This is a genomic window from Salinibacterium sp. AL4.1, from assembly GCF_059767305.1.
The window spans coordinates 1,131,007-1,147,824 of the sequence record NZ_JBSOQK010000001.1; the positions used below are offsets into that span (position 1 = coordinate 1,131,007).

Consider the following 16,818-nt stretch of genomic DNA (forward strand, 5'->3'; position numbering starts at 1 on the left):
GGTTAGTAAGCGAGGCCGCGGGGCTCAGGGCCCATCGCGACGTTGCGCTCACCGACGACTTCAAAACCGTTGTCTTTGTAGGCCTGGTAGTCGAAGTTTTCGCATTCCTCATATCCGACCATGTGGTAGTCAGCGAAGCCTTCCCAGTCTTCGTAGCCGTCACCGAAGTTGTTCTCGAGGAACGCATCCGCCATGGCCATCCCGAGGCGCGGGCCAATGTAGAAAGCACCCATGGCCATGAGGTTGCAGTTGTTGGCGGTGGCGGCACGAAGAGCTGCTGGCGCGCTCTCGCACACAGCCGCGTGAACATGAGGCACCTTGCTGGCAGCAACGTGGATGCCCATCCCCGTGCCACAGAAAGCAAGAGCCTTCTCGAACTCGCCCTCGGCAAGCTTGGCGCCGAGCATGAAACCCGCACGGTGGTACATCGGAATGTCGTCGAGGGTTGGCGTCAGGTCAGTGACGGTCCAGTCACGTGCTTCCAGGTGGCGCTTGACGGCCTCTTTGAGCGGGAACCCGGCAAAGTCGGCGCCCACAACAACGTGGCGGTCCTTGGTCAGCTTCATGATTTGTTTCCTTTCAACCCGAACAGGCGAGAGAGCCTGTTCTTTTTAGTCCATTGATTCACCACGATGACGAGGAGCAGCACTCCACCCCAGATCAGCGGGCGGTAGAAGTTGCTGATGTTCGGGAACGTGTTGAGCAGTGAGGAGAGAACCTGCAGCACAACCACCGCGAGGATCACACCAGACAATCGGCCTGATCCACCGTTCGGGTTCACGCCACCCAGCACCACGATGAGCACTGCGAGCAGTGTGTAGGTGGAGCCATAGTCGGCCTTCGCCGAGTTGTAGTTGGCGAGCATCACGAGACCAGCGGCCGCGGCGTAAATACCCGAGGTCATGTAGGTACGGATGATGAGGTTGTCCGTCTTTAGCCCGCTGAACTGCGCCGCGGTTTCGTTCGATCCGAGCATGTAGAGCTTGGTACCGAACGCCGTCTTGTACATGATTAGGGCGATCACGACGGTGGCGAGAATGAAGATGATGAGCGGCATCGGGATGATCCCGAAGACCCGCTGCGCCATGATCTCGCCGTACTGGGCCGGGAGGCCACTGGCAGGCTTTCCACCCGTGATGATGACCGCGATACCAGTGAAGAGCTCGAACGTTCCGAGTGTCACCAGAATGGCGGGAATTTTCACTTTCGCTATCAAGAACCCGTTGAAGGCGCCAGCTATCGCTCCCACAATGAGCGAGAACGCGATTGCCGCAGCAACAGCGAGGTAGCCCTGGGGGCTGTCAGCGCCGGTGGGCGCGATCGACATCATGAGGGTCGCGCTACCGATGGCCGTCATATTGGCGACGCCAACAACAGAAAGGTCGATACCTCCAATAATCATGGTGAGCATCACACCGAGGGCCATCAGACCGAACTCGGGGAACTGCACTGCCATCGACTGCCAGGTCGCAATCCCGAAGAAGTTCTTGGTCTTGACGAGCATGAAGAACGTCAGGAGCAGAACGAGAATCACGGCGAGGCGTGTGACGTGAGGGTCGCGTGTTAAGCGATCCCGAAGCGGCGTAAGAGTCGTAGAAGCAAACATGGCCGTCCCTATCCTTGAATCAGCGCGGGTGCGCGTTTGCGTGAACGGGTGAGTTGCACTGCGGAGATACCGGTACCGACGAGGATCAGGGTGCCGAGTGCGAAGCCCTGCCAGAAGGTGGGGATGCCGACCAAGATCATGCTGTTCTGCACAATCACGATCAGCAGCGTTCCCAGCATCGTGCCGGTAAGGGTTCCGGTGCCGCCCGTAATGGAAGCGCCACCGAGAACGACCGCTGCGATGACCATGAGCTCCATGCCGAGGAGGTTGGTCGGATGCATTTGGTCCATCATGCTTGTTCGCACGAGGCCGGCGAGGCTGGCAATGATACCCACGATGACGAAGAGCCAGAACTTGATCTTGCGCACCTTGAAGCCGGCACGAGCAGCGGCACTTTCGTCACCACCAATCGCATAGAGACCACGACCAAAGGTCGTGTATCTCATCACGACGAAGGCAACAGCAACGACGGCGACCAGAATGAGGAACGCCATTGGCATGTTGGAGGTAAGACCCGATTCGGAGTTCTTAGCCACGAACAGCGTCGACCGACCAAACTCACTCATCCCGGCAGGGAGGTTCGGAATCTGCACGGATTTGAAGACACCCTGCATAACTCCCGAGAACACGCTTGCGGTACCGAGGGTAATGATGAGCACCGGAACCACGAACCTCGAGGTGAAGAGTCCGTTGAAGGCACCGAGGACGGCGCCGACGACAATGACCATCAGGAACGGTAGCCACACTCCCCCGGAGTAGCCGGCATCCACCAGTACCCGTGTGGTCGCGTAGACCGAGAGCGAGGCGAGTGCCGGAAACGAGACATCGATTCCGCCCGCGACCAGCACCATGAAGGCGCCGACCGCGAAGATGCCGGGAACGACCATGGCGTTGGCCAGGTCAACCAGGTTGTTGGCGGAGAAGAACTGTCCGCTTCGCAACTGGATGACAACGCTCACCGCGATGATGACGAGCAGCAGGTAGAACTCGTTCGATTTAGTGATCTTTCGCACTAACTTGGCCATCTCAGCCCTTCCCGTCGATAGTGCTCGGGTCTTTCGACATGAGCTCTGCGAGTTCGGATTCGGTCGTGGTGCGCGGGTCGATCTCTGCCACGATTCGCCCCGCATTCATTGCCATAACCCGGTTGCAGTTCTGGATGACCTCGGGAATGTCATCGGAAATGATGATGACGCCGAGACCTTCGCTAGCAAGCGAGCGGAGAATGCGGTGGATGTCGTGCTTCGACCCGATATCAACGCCCACGGTTGGCCCGTTGAGAATCAGAATCTTCGGATGCGTGGCGAGCCACTTAGCGAGCACGATTCGCTGCTGGTTTCCGCCCGAGAGGGTGTTCACCGCGTTAGAAGCGTTCGGCGTCGCAATCTTGAGTTCGTCCACCCAGCGTTGGCCTTCGGCATCCGCCTTGCGCTGATCGAGGGCGCCGAACTTGGAGACGAACGAATCGATTTCTGAGATCACAATGTTGGAGCTAATCGAGCGCTCCAAAAAGAGGCCTTCAGTGAGGCGGTCTTCGGGAACGTAGCCGATGCCGTGAGCGATTGCGGCGCGTACGCTGCTCACCTCGACGGCTTCGCCGTTGATCAGAATCTCGCCCGAGTCAGCAGGCTTCGAGCCAAAGAGGGAGAGTGCGAGTTCCGTTCGCCCGGAACCCAATAGACCGGTGATGCCCAGGATCTCACCCTTGCGGAGGGTGAGATCGACATCGGCGAAGGCCCCGTCGACGCCAAGGCCGCGTGTTTCGAGAATCGGCTCTTCTGAGACGTGCTCGGGAACAAAGTGGTCGTCATCGAATTCGCGGCCGGTCATATGGTGCGAGAACGTGGCGTGATCGAGCTCTTCTGGCAGGCAGGTGATTACTGACTTACCGTTACGGATGATCGTGAAGCGCTCACTGATCTCGAAAACCTCGTCGAGCTTGTGGCTCACGAACAGCGTCGCGATCCCCCGCGCTTTGAGGTCGAGGATGATAGCAAAGAGTGCGTCAACCTCGCGCTTGGTCAGAGCCGTGGTCGGTTCATCCATGATGATGAGCTTGGCGTCGCTCATGAGCGCCCGCGAGATAGCAACGAGTTGCTTCTGGGCGACCGAGAGTTGACCGACCTTTTCGTCGAGGTCAATCGTGAAGTTGATCTTGGCGATTGCCTCTTCGGCGACAGCCCGCATCCGCTTCCAACTCACGAACGTGCGGTGGGCAGCGAGCTCAGCATTGAGTGCCAGGTTCTCCATCACCGTGAGGTTGGGGAAAACCGAGAAGTCTTGATAGATGACCTGAACGCCGTTTGAGATCGCCTCTATGGGCGACAGCTTCGAGAACGTCTTGCCGTTCAGTTCAATTGTTCCGGTATCGGGGGCGTGCACTCCGGAGATGACCTTGATCAGCGTGGACTTGCCGCTGCCGTTCTCGCCGGCGAGACAGTGAATCTCTCCGGGAGCGATCTCTAGGGTGATGCCATCAAGCGCTTGAACGCCAGCGAAGGCCTTACCGATATCGCGTACCGCGATGACGTTATCTACCATCGTCCGGTCCTTTCCGCGCATGAGTAAATCGTGGGGTGCGACCAGGGCAGAACGGATGTTCGCTCTGCCCTGATCGCGAAAACGGGACTGCTTAGAAGCCGAAGCTGTCTACGTTGTCCTTGTCGATAACGACCCAGCCGTTACCTTCGAGTACCTTGTCGCTACCTTCAGCGAAGGTCATGTTTTCGTATCCGGTGACGCCGAGGTTGACGCCGTCGGAGATGTCTTCACCGTCGAGGATCTGCTCAGCGAGCGAGGCGAGAGCGTAACCAGCGTCGGCCGGGTCCCAGAGAGTCAGCGTCTTGACGAGGCCCTTTTCGAGGATCGACTTGTTTGCGGCCGGCATACCGGTTCCGCTCACGAAGACCTTGCCGGTGAGGCCGAGTTCTTCGATCGCACGAGCGACACCAGGAGCGTCGAACGACGAAGTTCCGACGATGCCGGTTACTTCGGGGTACTTCTTGAGGAGCTCCTTGGCTGCCTGGTAGGCAACCTCTCCGTCGTCCTGCGACTCAACGCGCGGCTCGGCAGCAAGCAGCGTCATGTTGGGGTACGCCTCAGCCTGACGAGCAACAGCACCGTCAGCCCATTCGTTGTGCGATGCGTTCGTTACGTGGCCAACCATCGTGGCGTAGGTGCCCTCTTCGCCCATTGCCTCAGCGAGGTTGTCCATGATGAATGCGCCGTACTGAGTGTTGTTGAACGCTTCGATGTCGTACATCGTGTTTTCCTGGCTGGCACCTTCGTGGGTGACAACAACGATGCCGGCGTCCATGGCTTGCTTCAGAACGGTCTCCAGTGCGCCCGGGTCAACCGGAACGACGCCGATAGCGTCTACGCCCTGAGCGATGAGGTCTTGGATGACCTGCACCTGCAGAGTGGCATCCGTCTCAGCGGGGCCCTTTTGGTAAACGTCGTTGCCGGAGTCAGCGGCGAACTTGTTGACGCCCTCTTCCATGCGAACGAACCAGGGGTTAGTCGAGTCCTTGGGAACAATGACGATTGTGTAAGCGTCTTCTCCCGATGCGGTGGACGTGTCGGCGTCAGCGGAACATCCGGCGAGGCCGAGTCCGACGATGGCTACGAGACCGATCGCGAGGCCTGTAAAGCGACGTTGCTTCATGTTTTTCTCCTTGTGGTGTGAATGCAGTGTTGCGCGGACGCAGCGCCCAAAGCCTCAGCACTTTCGCGTCATTGCGCCCGGTCGAGAATATTTGAACCGGTTCATTTTTTAAAGCGGTTCAAACGTACACTGGGAGCAAGACGAACTGCAACCGCACGACGTCAACTGCTGTGTCTCGATGAGATAACGGCGGCGTTAGACCGCTACAAACCGCCTGAGGCGTCCGATAGCCCTAAAGTGATAAGCCTGCGCCACCAAGCGCACAGTCAAGAATTGAGCAATCCATGAGCACCCCCGACACTGCGACATCGAAGTCGCCCGCCGGGATCCGTGACGTCGCCGCACTGGCGCAAGTCTCCACAGGAACCGTCTCCAACACCATCAACCGCCCTGACACGGTTCACCCCCGCACCCGTGCTGCCGTCGAAAAGGCGATCGCCGAACTCGGCTTTGTTCCCAACCAGCAGGCACGAGTGCTCACCGGCGCGTCCAGCAACGTTATTGGTCTCGTTGTTCTGGATGTCGAGAGCCCGTTCTACATGGAGGCCGCGCACGTCATCGAGCGTGCCGTTCGCGAATCAGGCCACGTCGTCATGCTGTGCAACTCCGAAGGCGACACCACACGCGAGGCCGGACTGCTCGGCATGCTCGCTGCCCAGCGCGTGCGCGGTGCTCTGCTCGCTCCCGCCAGCGCTGACGACGACGATGGCGAGGATCGGTACAAGGAACTCCCCGGAGACCTGCCCGTAGTGTTGCTCGACTACAACGGCGGCCCGGAGCACTGTTCCATCTCGGTCGATAACGTCACAGGCGGGCGACTCGCTGTCGAGCACCTCGTAGAGCTCGGCCACCGCCGCATCGCCGTTGTCGGCGGGCCCACCGGTCTGCGCCAATTCGCCGATCGCGCCAAAGGTGCCCGCGAAGCAATCACCGCGGCAGGGCTCGATCCCGAGGAATCGCTCGTCGAAGTGAGTGTCTCGGGCATCGGTATCCAAGACGGTCGCCGCGCGGTCGAGCTTCTTCTCGAGGATGATGTGCCGGATGCTGTCTTCTGCGGAAACGACATGCTCGCGTTCGGCGTCTACCGCGGCCTCGTTGACGCGGGCTACGTCGTGCCCGACGACATCGCTCTTGTCGGTTATGACGACATCGACTTCGCGCGCGACTGGGTTGTTCCGCTTACCTCTGTGCGCCAGCCCATCGAGGCTCTAGGCAAGGGCGCCGCCCGCTTGCTGATCGAGCATTCAGCCAGGGATGACGCTCACACCCACCAGCAAGTGGTGCTGCCACCAGAACTTGTTGTTCGTCGGTCGTCTGACCTTCGCGCGTCGGAGTAACGAGCGCTCGCTAGTCGAACAGTTCGCGGCGCGAGCGGGTGAGTTCCGCGCGTGCCCCCAGTTCGTCATCCGGCGGATAGCCCACTTCAACGAGAGACAACCCTTTCGCCGGCATGACCTTGAACTCGCTCCCCTTGGAGCGTTCGTCGCGAATGTCGGCCGGCCGCGAAGAGTCGATCTTGCCCTGGCCCACGTAAACACCAGCACCCACGAGCGACCGCACCATGCTGTGGCAGAAGGCGTCGGCACGAACCTCAGCCAACACGATGCCTTCTTCGGTACGGCGGAAACTGAAACGCTCGAGGGTGCGCACGGTCGTGGCCCCCTCGCGGGGCTTGCAGTACGCGGCCCAGTCGTGCAGGCCGAGCAGCTCATTTGCAGCCACGTTCATGGCATCGACGTCGAGGGTGGCCGGGTACCAGAGCGTGTGGTTGCGTTGGCGAGGGTCACGCGGCGACAGGTTGTCGGCGATGCGGTATTCGTAGCGTCGCCACAGCGGCGAGAAGCGGGCGTCAAAACCGTCCGCAGCAATTACCGACTGCTTCACAAAGATGTCGGACTCGAGGCCCGTGATTCCGTTGATCCTGCGCGCCAGAGATGCCGGCCCGTCGTACCGTCGTCCGCCCATGTTCCCGCGGCGCGGGCGGTCGAGACTACGCAGTTGGGTGTCGGTGAGGTCGAGGTGCGCAACCTGGCCGGTGGCGTGCACTCCCGCATCCGTTCGCCCGGCGACGACAAGCTGCGGGATGACGCCGAAGCGTCGAAACACAATTGCTAATGCGTCTTCGATAGTGCCTTGAACCGTGCGCAGGGGCGGCGGCTGTTTTCCCCACCCGAAGAAGTTTGTGCCGTCGTAGGCAATGTCGAGGCGCAGCCGCGTGTAAGGGGTGGCATCCGGCTCGGGCGCCGGGATGGCGGGTGCCGCTTCATTCATAGTTCAACCCTATTTCAACAAGAAAACCCCGGCCCGCACGAAGCGGAGCCGGGGTCTTCTCAAGCGAAGAAAGTTACTTCTCTTCTGCAGTCTCTTCGGTTGCAACCTCGTCGGCGACAACTTCTTCAGCAGGAGCTTCCTCTACGGCGGGCTCTTCTGCAGCAGCCTTGGGCTCAGCCTTAGCGGCAGCCTTCGGGGCCTTCTTCTTAGGCGTTACGGGCTCGAGAACGAGCTCCATCTGAACCATCGAAGCGTTGTCACCCTTACGGTAACCAAGCTTCGTGATGCGGGTGTAACCACCATCGCGGTTCTCTACCTGCGGTGCAATGACCGTGAAGAGTTCGTGAATGACGGTCTTGTCGCCAATGATTCCGAGCGCGCGGCGACGGTTGTGCAGGTCACCCTTCTTCGCGAACGTGATCAGGCGCTCAGCAACGGGACGCAGGCGCTTGGCACGCATTTCCGTTGTCTTGATGCTCTTGTGAGTGAACAGGGCTGCGGCCAAGTTGGCGAGCATGTGGCGCTCGTGCGCCGGTCCACCGCCGAGACGCGGGCCCTTAGTAGGTGTAGGCATTTTCTAGTTCTCCAGTGTCAAAGGTTCGAGCCAGTGGCTCAAGCGTTGGTCTCGTCGTCGGCGTATCCGCCGTAGAAGTGTGCTCCGTCGAATCCGGGAACGCTGTCCTTCAACGACAGTCCCATCTCAACAAGCTTGTCGCGCACTTCATCAACCGACTTCTGACCGAAGTTACGGATGTTCATGAGCTGGGTCTCGGAAAGAGCAACCAGTTCACTCACGGTGTTGATGCCTTCGCGCTTGAGGCAGTTGTAGCTGCGTACCGAAAGATCAAGATCTTCGATCGGCATGCTGAGCTCGGTCGAAAGCACGGCGTCAACCGGTGCAGGACCAATCTCGATACCCTCTGCTGCCGTGTTGAGCTCGCGAGCGAGTCCAAACAGTTCGGTCAGCGTGCGACCGGCCGAAGCCACTGCATCGCGAGGAGTGATTGCGGACTTGGTCTCTACGTCAACAACGAGACGGTCAAAGTCAGTGCGCTCACCGGCACGAGTTGCCTCGACACGGTAGGTGACCTTGAGTACGGGCGAGTAGATCGAGTCGACCGGAATTTGGCCGGCTTCGCTGAACTCGCTGCGGTTCTGCGTTGCGGTGACGTAACCACGGCCACGCTCGATCGTCAGCTCAAGTTCAAACTTGGCCTTGTCGTTGAGCGTTGCAATGACGAGTTCCGGGTTGTGGATCTCTACACCGGCAGGTGCAGAAATGTCAGCCGCGGTAACTTCACCCGAACCCTGCTTGCGCAGGTAAGCGGTGATGGGCTCGTCGTGCTCGCTGGAGACTACGAGGTTCTTGATGTTCAGGATGACCTCGGTCACGTCTTCCTTGACACCGGCGACGGTGCTGAATTCGTGAAGAACTCCATCGATACGGATGCTGGTTACAGCTGCTCCGGGGATCGACGAAAGAAGGGTGCGACGAAGTGAGTTTCCGAGGGTGTAACCGAAACCGGGCTCAAGCGGCTCGATGACGAACCGTGAACGGAATTCGGAGATGTTCTCCTCAGCAAGGGTGGGACGCTGTGCAATGAGCACTGGTAATTCCTTTCGGCAAAGTGTCCGCTATATGACACTTGTGGGCGACGGGTGGCTGGGCCCGACGTTGTATTGAGTTGTGCGCTGGAACTGTGAGCGAGGGCCACTTGGGCCCTCGCCACACGACGCCAGCACTAACGAGTTGCCTCGTTAGTACGGCGTGAAACTAAACGCGACGACGCTTGGGCGGACGGCAACCGTTGTGCGTCTGCGGTGTTACGTCGTTGATCGAACCCACTTCGAGGCCAGCGGCCTGCAGCGAACGGATCGCAGTTTCGCGACCTGAACCCGGTCCCTTGACGAAAACGTCTACCTTCTTGACGCCGTGCTCTTGAGCCTGGCGTGCAGCCGACTCAGCCGACATCTGTGCGGCGTAAGGGGTCGACTTACGCGATCCCTTGAAGCCGACAACGCCTGACGAGGACCAGCTCAGTACTGCGCCGGTCGGGTCGGTGATGGTGACGATGGTGTTGTTGAACGTTGACTTGATGTGAGCCTGGCCCACAGCAACATTCTTCTTCTCTTTACGACGCGGCTTACGAGCGGCCGATTTTGGTGCTGCCATTGTTTTCTCCTAAAACGTTGATGGCGACGACGCTGGGGTTGAACCCAGGGTCTATCGGGCCTTCTTCTTGCCGGCTACGGTGCGCTTCGGGCCCTTGCGGGTACGAGCGTTGGTCTTCGTGCGCTGTCCATGAACGGGCAGTCCCTTGCGGTGACGGATACCCTGGTAGCTGCCGATTTCAACCTTGCGGCGGATGTCTGCTGCAACCTCACGGCGGAGGTCACCTTCTACCTGGAAGTTTCCTTCGATGTAGTCACGCAGCGCGATGAGCTGGTCATCGGTGAGATCCTGAACACGGATCTCTCCGCTGATCTGGGTGTCGGCGAGTGCTTTGAGTGCACTCGTGCGGCCAACACCGTAAATGTAAGTCAGTGCGACCTCTACACGCTTGTCGCGTGGGATGTCGACGCCGGCTAGACGTGCCATAGTGGCTTCTCCTGTTGATGAGTGGAGGTCTGTAGCAGCACCTGTGCACCGGCCTCCAACCGATGGTGTCCCCTATGCCCACTTTCGCAGGCGTCAGATCTGGTGTTGCTAGTTCTGTGTATTGAGTTGTGTGCTGCGGTGTGTGGCGATTACTCGCCGCACGCGCGCAACCATGCGATCTGCTCGCGGAACCTTAGCCCTGGCGCTGCTTGTGACGCGGGTTCGACTTGCAGATAATCATGACGCGACCGTTGCGGCGAATTACGCGGCAGTGGTCGCAGATGGGCTTAACGCTGGGGTTAACCTTCATTATTTTTCCTTGTGAATCGCTGTCGTCGTTCCACTAGCCCGCAAGGGCAGGGTGGACGTTACTTTCCAGCGCGCTTTACTTGTAGCGGTAGGTGATACGGCCGCGAGTCAGGTCATACGGGCTCAGCTCTACAACCACACGGTCCTCCGGAAGGATTCGAATGTAGTTCTGTCGCATTTTGCCGGAGATGTGCGCGAGCACAACGTGGCCGTTCGTCAACTCAACGCGAAACATCGCGTTGGGGAGAGCCTCGACAACTGCTCCTTCGATCTCAATGACACCGTCTTTTTTGGCCATAGCCTCTTCGTCGCTATAAGTGTGGTTCGCTGGTCTGCGTGGATTGTGGTGAGTGACTTTCGGAAAAGCCAAGGCGCGAAAAAATCGGCCTGAAACACCAAAGAGCAAGCCTACGCTAATCCCGGGCGTTTCGCCAAGTTGGGTCTAAGATTGCGCGCTGACAGTTTCGACTGCGTCAGCGTAGAGCGCATCGCCCTCGCGAAGTCCCATAACCTCGGTGACGAAATCGGCTGCCGATAGTGAGGACAGCAGCTCGAGCATCCGCACACTCTCAGGGTCTTCCGGCACCGCAAAGTGCAACGCTGCGCCCATGGCACGCAGAAGCGCGCTGGGGGTGGTTCCGGATGCCGCAAGCTCGCTAGCCGGGCTCACAAAGCGTTCGTTGCGCGAGAGCTTGCGCAGCGGGCTGCGCCCTACGCGCTCAGGAGTATCTGGCAGGTGGGGGTTGCTGAAGCGACGGGTGCAGGTAGCAACGTACTCGGCGTGCTCGCTGGCATCGAACCCGTGCTTAGCGATCAACATCGCGCTGGTCTCAGCAAGCACCGCGGCGACCTCAGACGCGACAGCATCGATGTCCATCGCAGCTGCGAGCGTCTCGGCACCCTGGGCGCGGCCGTGATAGGCCAGCGTTGCGTGGCCGGTGTTGACGGTGAAGAGCTTGCGCTCGATGTATGGCTCGAGATCTGAGACGAAGTGGACGTCAGCGATCTCGGGAACGCTGTCTCCGAACGGACCGCTCTCGATGGCCCACTCGAAGAAGTCCTCGACGGTGACGTCGAGCCCTGCAGCGGGGTCTTGGGCCGGCACAATGCGGTCAACAGCGGTGTTCGCGAAGATGGCCTTAGCGGCGAGCGTTTCGGCGTCGACGGCGACGGCAACTTCGGCGCGAAGATTGTTGGTGGCGTAGAGCGCGTTCTCGCACGCAAGCACCTGAAGCGGGGGCAGTTCGTCTGAGCGCTTCTTGATCGCCTGAGCAATAAGTGGTGCAACGAACTTGAGGATGTTCGGGCCGACGGCCGTCGTCACCATGTCGGCGGTCGCGATCTCATCGATCACGCCGGCTTCGTTGCTCGCACTGTTGAGAGCGCGGAAGTTGTCTACCGTCCACGTGCGGGGCTCGGCCCCGACTTCGTGAACCTTGTAGTTATCGGCAGCGGCCAAGGTATCGATGAGCTCTGCCGCGACATCCGCGAAGACGATCTCGTACCCGGCCTTGTGCAGAATCAGACCGACAAAACCACGGCCAATGTTGCCGGCTCCGAAGTGTACGGCCTTCATGCGTTGTTCAATTCGGACAGAAGCGCGAGCAGTTCTTCTTCGCTCGCGGCGTCAACTAGCTTCTGCACTTCATCGTTGTCACTAAAGATCGTGGCGACGCCAGCGAGGGTGTCCATGTGGCCACCGTCTTTGCCTGCGATGCCGACAACGAAGCGAACCTCGTTGCCATCCCAATCGATGGGATCCGCGTACCGCACGAACGAGAGCGCAGACGACAGGATTGTTTCCTTGCCCTCGTTCGTGCCGTGCGGAATGGCCAAGAAGTTACCCATGAAGGTTGACGTCAACTCTTCGCGGGCCTTCATGAAGCCAAGGTACTCGGGCGTTACTGCACCAGCAGCAACGAGGATTTCCGCTGCCTCAGCGATGGCATCCTCTTTGGTGCGGGCGGTGCCAGCGGCCTTGATTTGGTCTAGCTCGAGTACCTTGCTCATGATGTCTCCTGTTACTTGCCAACCATGTTTACGACTTCATCGTATTTCGGACTGTTCATGAAGTTATCAACTGAAACATGAATTGCGCCGGGAACTTTCTCCGTGGCACGGTCAGTCAGCTGATTCTGCGTAATGATCAGGTCTTCCGAACCGTCAAGGTTTGCAATGGCCTTGTTTGTTACGTTGACGCCTTCGACGCCAGCTTTCGCGAATTTGTTCCGAAGAACGGTGGCGCCCATGGCACTCGATCCCATGCCTGCGTCACACGCGAACACAACGTTCTGGATCTTCGTAGCAGTGGCAGCACCAGCGGTTGCACCAGCAGCAGCACCGGTTCCGAGCAGGTCGCCTACCGAGCTGCCCTTGCCCTTGTTGGCTTCGTTTTTAGCGATAGCCGTTGCGAGAGCATCGTCGCCATTTGCCATAGCTTCAAGGTCGCGCTTACGGCCGGCACGGATGATGATCGAAGCAACGAGGAACGAAACAGCGGCCGAGAACACCACTGACAGCAGAACGCCGATGATGCTTCCGGGAGGAGTCTGGGCGAGGACCGCAATGATCGACCCGGGCGATGCCGGAGCACGCAGACCTGACTGGAAGATGACGTTCGTGAGAACACCAGTTGCTCCACCAGCGATTGCAGCGACAACGAGAAGCGGCTTAGCCAATACGTAGGGGAAGTAGATCTCGTGAATACCGCCGACGAAGTGAATCAGGATGGCGCCGGGTGCACTTGCGCGCAGCAGGCCTACACCGAATACCAAGAACGCGAGCAAGATGCCGAGGCCAGGGCCAGGGTTTGCTTCGATGAGGAACAAGATCGACTGTCCCTTTTCGATCGACTCAGCCGTTCCCAGCGGCGTGAAGACACCGTGGTTGATGGCGTTGTTGAGGAAGAGGATCTTGCCGGGCTCAACGAACACGCTTGCTAAAGGCAGCAGGCTGTTATCAACGAGGAACGCAATAACCGCTTCGAGGCCGTTGCTGATCGCGGTAACAATCGGTGCGATCAAGAAGAACGAAGCGATCGCAAGCACCATGGCTACGATTCCGGCGGAGAAGTTGTCGACGAGCATCTCGAAGCCGGGACGAATCTTGCCGGCCCAGAGAGCATCAATTTTCTTCATGACCCACGCAGAGCTGGGACCAACGATCATTGCGCCGAGGAACATCGGAATACCCGCACCGATGATGACACCCACGGTCGCGATCGTGGCGACGACGCCACCGCGCGTTCCGTAGACCATGCGTCCTGCGGTGTTCGCAATCAGCAAGGGAAGCAAGTACGTGATCATAGGCCCGACGAGACCCGTGTTGGTGACCTCAGGATCGAGGCTCCAGCCACCGAGCTGCTGAACCCACACCGCGTCGATGCCGAGCAGCGGCAACCAACCGGTCTGGATGAACAGGGCGGTTATAAAGCCCCAGGCGATGAATGCCGCAATATTCGGCATCACCATTCCGCTGACGAAGGTTCCAAATTTTTGGACCCCTACGCGCGCACCGCCTGATTTGGCGGTCGTAGACGACGTTGTCATTTTTTTACTCCGATATCTGTGATGTTGGGATACTGCGAGGGAAGCGAGCGATCTCGACTAGTTTTCGTCGTGATCGGTACTGAGAATTTCGGTCAGCTCTGCGATTACAGCGTCGGCGCCGTCTCCTACTGCGGAGATCGTCACCTCGTCGCCGTGGCTGACTCCCAGTGAAATAACACTGAGGATGCTCGACGCATTTACGGACTTGTCGCCCTTAGCAATCGTGACGTCGAGACCAGAAGCGGCTGCCGCCTGAGTGAAGAGTGACGCGGGACGAGCATGAAGGCCGTGCGATGACGCCACTCGAATAGTTTGTTCAGCCATTGTTGCTGCTTTCTGTTGTTGCCTGAGGGAGGGCATTGAGAAGGTCGAGAGCAATGTCTGCCCCAGCGGCGTTGAAATTGATCACCGGAAGCTGTACCGCGCGGGCGCCAATTACTGCAGCCGCTGTTTCGGCCTGGTCAAAGAAGTCTGAGACGTGAGAGCTCACGAGCACGACATCCACAGAAGTGAGAGGCATGCTCAGTGCGGCAACACTCGCCGGGGTGAAGGTGTGGGGTAGCCCACGAACAGTTGCCTGGCGGCGCAGTGCGTGTGCCAAGAAGGTGCTCGAGGCACCTGCACCGCATAGAACCAGCACACTAGACACCTGATCGCCTCCTCGCGAAATTCAATCGAACTTCCTTCGGTGTCTATGGTCGCTGAGAAGTGCCTTCGAGTTCCAGTAGAGAAGATTCCGCCCCTGCGGAAAGGTTCATACGCAAGAATGGTTATCTCATGCTCGATAACCACGCGCGACTCATAGAACACCTAGCCCAGTCCGAGGCATGGGTGACTGCTGCCGAACTCGCAGACAAGCTCGGTGTCACCACCCGCAGCGTGCGCAGCTACGTCACGGCAGTGAAGTCGTCGGCCCTCCCCCTTGAAGTGATCGAGTCCTCCACCTCGGGTTACCGCCTTAATCGCGACAACTACGCCGAGTTTCTCAAAGGAGCGAACAACCGCGAGTCCGAGCGTCCTCGCGACCGGCAGTACCATCTCGTTCGACGACTAGGCGATGCCCCTGAAGGCACAGACATTCATGCCCTCGCCGAGAGCTTTTTTGTCAGCGAGTCAACGATCGAAGCAGACCTTCGCAAGGTCAAGTCCGTAGTTGAAGAGTCAGGCCTCTCGCTTTCACGCCGCGGACCACTCGTGATCCTGTCAGGAACCGAGCCAAACCTGCGCCGCTTGCTCAGCAAGATGTTTCGCCACGAAGAGTCTCAGGGATTCCTTGAACTCGAGAGCATTCAACGCGAGTTCGAATCTTCCGACCTTCGCTCGTTTAAGACCGCGTTACTCGACCTGCTTGATTCCCATGGGTACTTCGTTAACGAGTACGGAATCAATCACGTGCTCCTGCACGTCGCAATCGCAGCGGACCGCACCGGACCATTGAGTTCCGCGGGTGTCGACGAACCGTCGATCAGCTCCGATGAGACCCCGTCGGCTTCTGCAGCGTTCTCGAAAGATCTTGCTGCGCTCATCACGAGTCATTTTGGAGCGAACCTGCGGCAGGATGACGTGAACGAGATCGAGTTGCTGCTCACCACGCGAGTTATCACTCGCTCCGCCGGGGCCAGTTCGCCCGCCGACGTAGATCTTGAGGACCTCATCACTCGCGTGCGGCGCACTGTGCAGCATGTCGGCGAGGAGTACCTCATAGACCTCGACGACGACGACTTCATCATGAGATTGTCGTTGCATGTGCGCAATCTCATTCTGCGCGCTCAGGACCTGTCGTACTCTCGGAACCCCATGACGAGGTCGATCAAGACCACCTACCCCATGATCTATGAGCTCGCGGTCTTCATCGCTGCCGAAGTGCAGCGAGATGAGGGAATCATCATCCACGATGACGAGATTTCCTACATTGCGCTCCACGTTGGCTCGCACCTCGAGCGTCAGGCAAAGCAAGAGGTCCGGCTCACCGCTGCTCTCGTGTGCCCCAATTATCACGACCTCCACGTCATCCTGCGAGAACGTATCGAAGCGGTGCTCGGCGACGAACTCCACTTGCGCATTGTCATCACGAGAACAGACGTCGATCTCGCGGAGCTCTCCACCGACCTCGTACTCACGACAATCGACCTGCGATCGTTTGCTGACAACGTGGTGCTCATCCAACCGTTCCTTACCGAAACAGATGTGGATGCCATCCGCCGCGCCATCGGCCGCGTGCGTCGTCTGCGCCGGCGCCGTCAACTCACCGATGAACTGCTTCGATTCTTCGACCCGGCCCTCTTCTTGCGCAATTTCAGCGCCCCTAGTGAAGAGGCCATGATCGCCGCACTCGGACACCGGATGATCGACGCCGGCGTGATCGACCACGGGTACATCACCGGTGCAATCGAGCGAGAGCGCATGTCGTCCACCGCCTTCACCGATACGCTCGCGGTCCCCCACGCCATGACGATGAACGCCCACCGCACCGCGATCAGCATCGTAATTAACGAGACGCCGATGCCCTGGGGCGAGAACCGCGTCAATGTGATCGCGCTCATTGCGTTCAGCGCTGCAGGCCGCAACACATTCCAAACTGTGTTCGACCAATTCGTCACAGTCTTCTCGGATCGCGACTACGTCCAACAACTCGTCAAGAAGGCCGTGGACTTCCCGACGTTCATCGATGAGCTCGTTCGCGGAATTGAAGACTAACTAGCGGAATTCTCCAGACGCGGGCCCAGATTCAAGATCCCGCTCCGGCTCCGGCTCCGGCAACAAGAGCCCACAACAAGAAATCCCCGCTGCCCAGAGGCAACGGGGACTACTCAAGAACGAG

19 protein-coding genes are annotated in these 16,818 nt (G+C 59.1%); 2 read left to right on the forward strand and 17 right to left on the reverse strand.

Annotated features, from left to right (window positions below; genetic code table 11):
- Nucleotides 1-2 precede the first annotated feature (2 nt).
- The 5 genes from ACWTV3_RS05555 to ACWTV3_RS05575 form a co-directional block, all read right to left on the reverse strand.
- Nucleotides 3-566, reverse strand: a complete 564-nt coding sequence (locus ACWTV3_RS05555) for an RpiB/LacA/LacB family sugar-phosphate isomerase (RefSeq protein WP_498477209.1) — start codon at nt 564-566, stop codon at nt 3-5.
- Nucleotides 563-1,606 (reverse strand): ABC transporter permease, encoded by a 1,044-nt coding sequence (locus tag ACWTV3_RS05560; protein ID WP_498477210.1) that lies wholly within the window; start codon nt 1,604-1,606, stop codon nt 563-565. Before ACWTV3_RS05560 ends, ACWTV3_RS05555 begins: the two co-directional genes overlap by 4 nt.
- 8 nt (nt 1,607-1,614) lie before the next feature.
- A complete protein-coding gene (locus ACWTV3_RS05565) occupies nt 1,615-2,619 on the reverse strand; it encodes an ABC transporter permease (protein WP_498477211.1) in 1,005 nt (334 codons plus the stop codon).
- A gap of 13 nt (nt 2,620-2,632) precedes the next feature.
- A complete protein-coding gene (locus tag ACWTV3_RS05570; RefSeq protein ID WP_498477212.1) occupies nt 2,633-4,147 on the reverse strand; it encodes a sugar ABC transporter ATP-binding protein in 1,515 nt (504 codons plus the stop codon).
- Between the two features lie 91 nt (nt 4,148-4,238).
- Nucleotides 4,239-5,270: an autoinducer 2 ABC transporter substrate-binding protein gene (locus ACWTV3_RS05575; RefSeq protein WP_498477213.1), complete on the reverse strand. Its 1,032-nt coding sequence runs from the start codon at nt 5,268-5,270 to the stop codon at nt 4,239-4,241.
- A 284-nt stretch (nt 5,271-5,554) separates the two neighbouring features.
- Here ACWTV3_RS05575 and ACWTV3_RS05580 point away from each other — a divergent pair, with 284 nt between their 5' ends.
- Nucleotides 5,555-6,607 carry a LacI family DNA-binding transcriptional regulator gene (locus ACWTV3_RS05580; RefSeq protein WP_498477214.1) on the forward strand — a complete coding sequence of 351 codons (1,053 nt, stop codon included), beginning with the start codon at nt 5,555-5,557 and terminating at the stop codon, nt 6,605-6,607.
- Nucleotides 6,608-6,617: 10 nt separating this feature from the next.
- On the opposite strand, the gene ACWTV3_RS05585 is transcribed toward ACWTV3_RS05580, so the two are convergent.
- From ACWTV3_RS05585 to ACWTV3_RS05640, 12 genes are all read right to left on the reverse strand, one after another.
- On the reverse strand, nt 6,618-7,541 hold the full coding sequence (locus ACWTV3_RS05585; protein WP_498477215.1) for a tRNA pseudouridine synthase A: 924 nt from the start codon (nt 7,539-7,541) through the stop codon (nt 6,618-6,620).
- 73 nt (nt 7,542-7,614) lie between these two features.
- Nucleotides 7,615-8,115: a 50S ribosomal protein L17 gene (rplQ, locus tag ACWTV3_RS05590; RefSeq protein ID WP_100388218.1), complete on the reverse strand. Its 501-nt coding sequence runs from the start codon at nt 8,113-8,115 to the stop codon at nt 7,615-7,617.
- A gap of 38 nt (nt 8,116-8,153) precedes the next feature.
- On the reverse strand, nt 8,154-9,149 hold the full coding sequence (locus ACWTV3_RS05595; RefSeq protein WP_100388217.1) for a DNA-directed RNA polymerase subunit alpha: 996 nt from the start codon (nt 9,147-9,149) through the stop codon (nt 8,154-8,156).
- Between the two features lie 166 nt (nt 9,150-9,315).
- Complete coding sequence (gene rpsK, locus ACWTV3_RS05600; RefSeq protein ID WP_100388216.1) at nt 9,316-9,714, reverse strand: 30S ribosomal protein S11; 399 nt, start codon at nt 9,712-9,714, stop codon at nt 9,316-9,318.
- 51 nt (nt 9,715-9,765) lie between these two features.
- Nucleotides 9,766-10,140, reverse strand: coding sequence for a 30S ribosomal protein S13 (gene rpsM, locus ACWTV3_RS05605; RefSeq protein ID WP_129072181.1), 375 nt, complete (start codon nt 10,138-10,140; stop codon nt 9,766-9,768).
- Between the two features lie 193 nt (nt 10,141-10,333).
- Nucleotides 10,334-10,450, reverse strand: coding sequence for a 50S ribosomal protein L36 (gene rpmJ, locus ACWTV3_RS05610; protein ID WP_100388214.1), 117 nt, complete (start codon nt 10,448-10,450; stop codon nt 10,334-10,336).
- Nucleotides 10,451-10,525: 75 nt separating this feature from the next.
- Nucleotides 10,526-10,747, reverse strand: a complete 222-nt coding sequence (infA, locus tag ACWTV3_RS05615; RefSeq protein ID WP_010203795.1) for a translation initiation factor IF-1 — start codon at nt 10,745-10,747, stop codon at nt 10,526-10,528.
- A 144-nt stretch (nt 10,748-10,891) separates the two neighbouring features.
- On the reverse strand, nt 10,892-12,025 hold the full coding sequence (locus tag ACWTV3_RS05620; RefSeq protein WP_498477216.1) for a mannitol-1-phosphate 5-dehydrogenase: 1,134 nt from the start codon (nt 12,023-12,025) through the stop codon (nt 10,892-10,894).
- Nucleotides 12,022-12,459, reverse strand: coding sequence for a PTS mannitol transporter subunit IIA (locus ACWTV3_RS05625; protein ID WP_498477217.1), 438 nt, complete (start codon nt 12,457-12,459; stop codon nt 12,022-12,024). The genes ACWTV3_RS05620 and ACWTV3_RS05625 overlap by 4 nt, the downstream gene beginning before the upstream one ends.
- Before the next feature lie 11 nt (nt 12,460-12,470).
- Nucleotides 12,471-13,997, reverse strand: coding sequence for a PTS mannitol transporter subunit IIBC (locus ACWTV3_RS05630; RefSeq protein ID WP_498477218.1), 1,527 nt, complete (start codon nt 13,995-13,997; stop codon nt 12,471-12,473).
- Nucleotides 13,998-14,054: 57 nt separating this feature from the next.
- Nucleotides 14,055-14,321, reverse strand: a complete 267-nt coding sequence (locus ACWTV3_RS05635; RefSeq protein WP_498477219.1) for an HPr family phosphocarrier protein — start codon at nt 14,319-14,321, stop codon at nt 14,055-14,057.
- On the reverse strand, nt 14,314-14,646 hold the full coding sequence (locus ACWTV3_RS05640; protein WP_498477220.1) for a PTS sugar transporter subunit IIB: 333 nt from the start codon (nt 14,644-14,646) through the stop codon (nt 14,314-14,316). The genes ACWTV3_RS05635 and ACWTV3_RS05640 overlap by 8 nt, the downstream gene beginning before the upstream one ends.
- Before the next feature lie 128 nt (nt 14,647-14,774).
- Here ACWTV3_RS05640 and ACWTV3_RS05645 point away from each other — a divergent pair, with 128 nt between their 5' ends.
- Complete coding sequence (locus ACWTV3_RS05645) at nt 14,775-16,694, forward strand: BglG family transcription antiterminator (protein WP_498477221.1); 1,920 nt, start codon at nt 14,775-14,777, stop codon at nt 16,692-16,694.
- Nucleotides 16,695-16,818: the final 124 nt, after the last annotated feature.

Coding starts and splice junctions, on each gene's coding strand:
- ACWTV3_RS05625 (WP_498477217.1), bottom strand. CDS start 12,459: ATGAGCAAGGTACTCGAGCTAGACCAAATCAAGGCCGCTGGCACCGCC.
- rplQ (WP_100388218.1), bottom strand. CDS start 8,115: ATGCCTACACCTACTAAGGGCCCGCGTCTCGGCGGTGGACCGGCGCAC.
- ACWTV3_RS05555 (WP_498477209.1), bottom strand. CDS start 566: ATGAAGCTGACCAAGGACCGCCACGTTGTTGTGGGCGCCGACTTTGCC.
- ACWTV3_RS05645 (WP_498477221.1), top strand. CDS start 14,775: ATGCTCGATAACCACGCGCGACTCATAGAACACCTAGCCCAGTCCGAG.
- ACWTV3_RS05570 (WP_498477212.1), bottom strand. CDS start 4,147: ATGGTAGATAACGTCATCGCGGTACGCGATATCGGTAAGGCCTTCGCT.
- ACWTV3_RS05630 (WP_498477218.1), bottom strand. CDS start 13,997: ATGACAACGTCGTCTACGACCGCCAAATCAGGCGGTGCGCGCGTAGGG.
- ACWTV3_RS05635 (WP_498477219.1), bottom strand. CDS start 14,321: ATGGCTGAACAAACTATTCGAGTGGCGTCATCGCACGGCCTTCATGCT.
- rpmJ (WP_100388214.1), bottom strand. CDS start 10,450: ATGAAGGTTAACCCCAGCGTTAAGCCCATCTGCGACCACTGCCGCGTA.
- ACWTV3_RS05585 (WP_498477215.1), bottom strand. CDS start 7,541: ATGAATGAAGCGGCACCCGCCATCCCGGCGCCCGAGCCGGATGCCACC.
- ACWTV3_RS05560 (WP_498477210.1), bottom strand. CDS start 1,606: ATGTTTGCTTCTACGACTCTTACGCCGCTTCGGGATCGCTTAACACGC.
- rpsK (WP_100388216.1), bottom strand. CDS start 9,714: ATGGCAGCACCAAAATCGGCCGCTCGTAAGCCGCGTCGTAAAGAGAAG.
- ACWTV3_RS05580 (WP_498477214.1), top strand. CDS start 5,555: ATGAGCACCCCCGACACTGCGACATCGAAGTCGCCCGCCGGGATCCGT.
- rpsM (WP_129072181.1), bottom strand. CDS start 10,140: ATGGCACGTCTAGCCGGCGTCGACATCCCACGCGACAAGCGTGTAGAG.
- infA (WP_010203795.1), bottom strand. CDS start 10,747: ATGGCCAAAAAAGACGGTGTCATTGAGATCGAAGGAGCAGTTGTCGAG.
- ACWTV3_RS05575 (WP_498477213.1), bottom strand. CDS start 5,270: ATGAAGCAACGTCGCTTTACAGGCCTCGCGATCGGTCTCGTAGCCATC.
- ACWTV3_RS05620 (WP_498477216.1), bottom strand. CDS start 12,025: ATGAAGGCCGTACACTTCGGAGCCGGCAACATTGGCCGTGGTTTTGTC.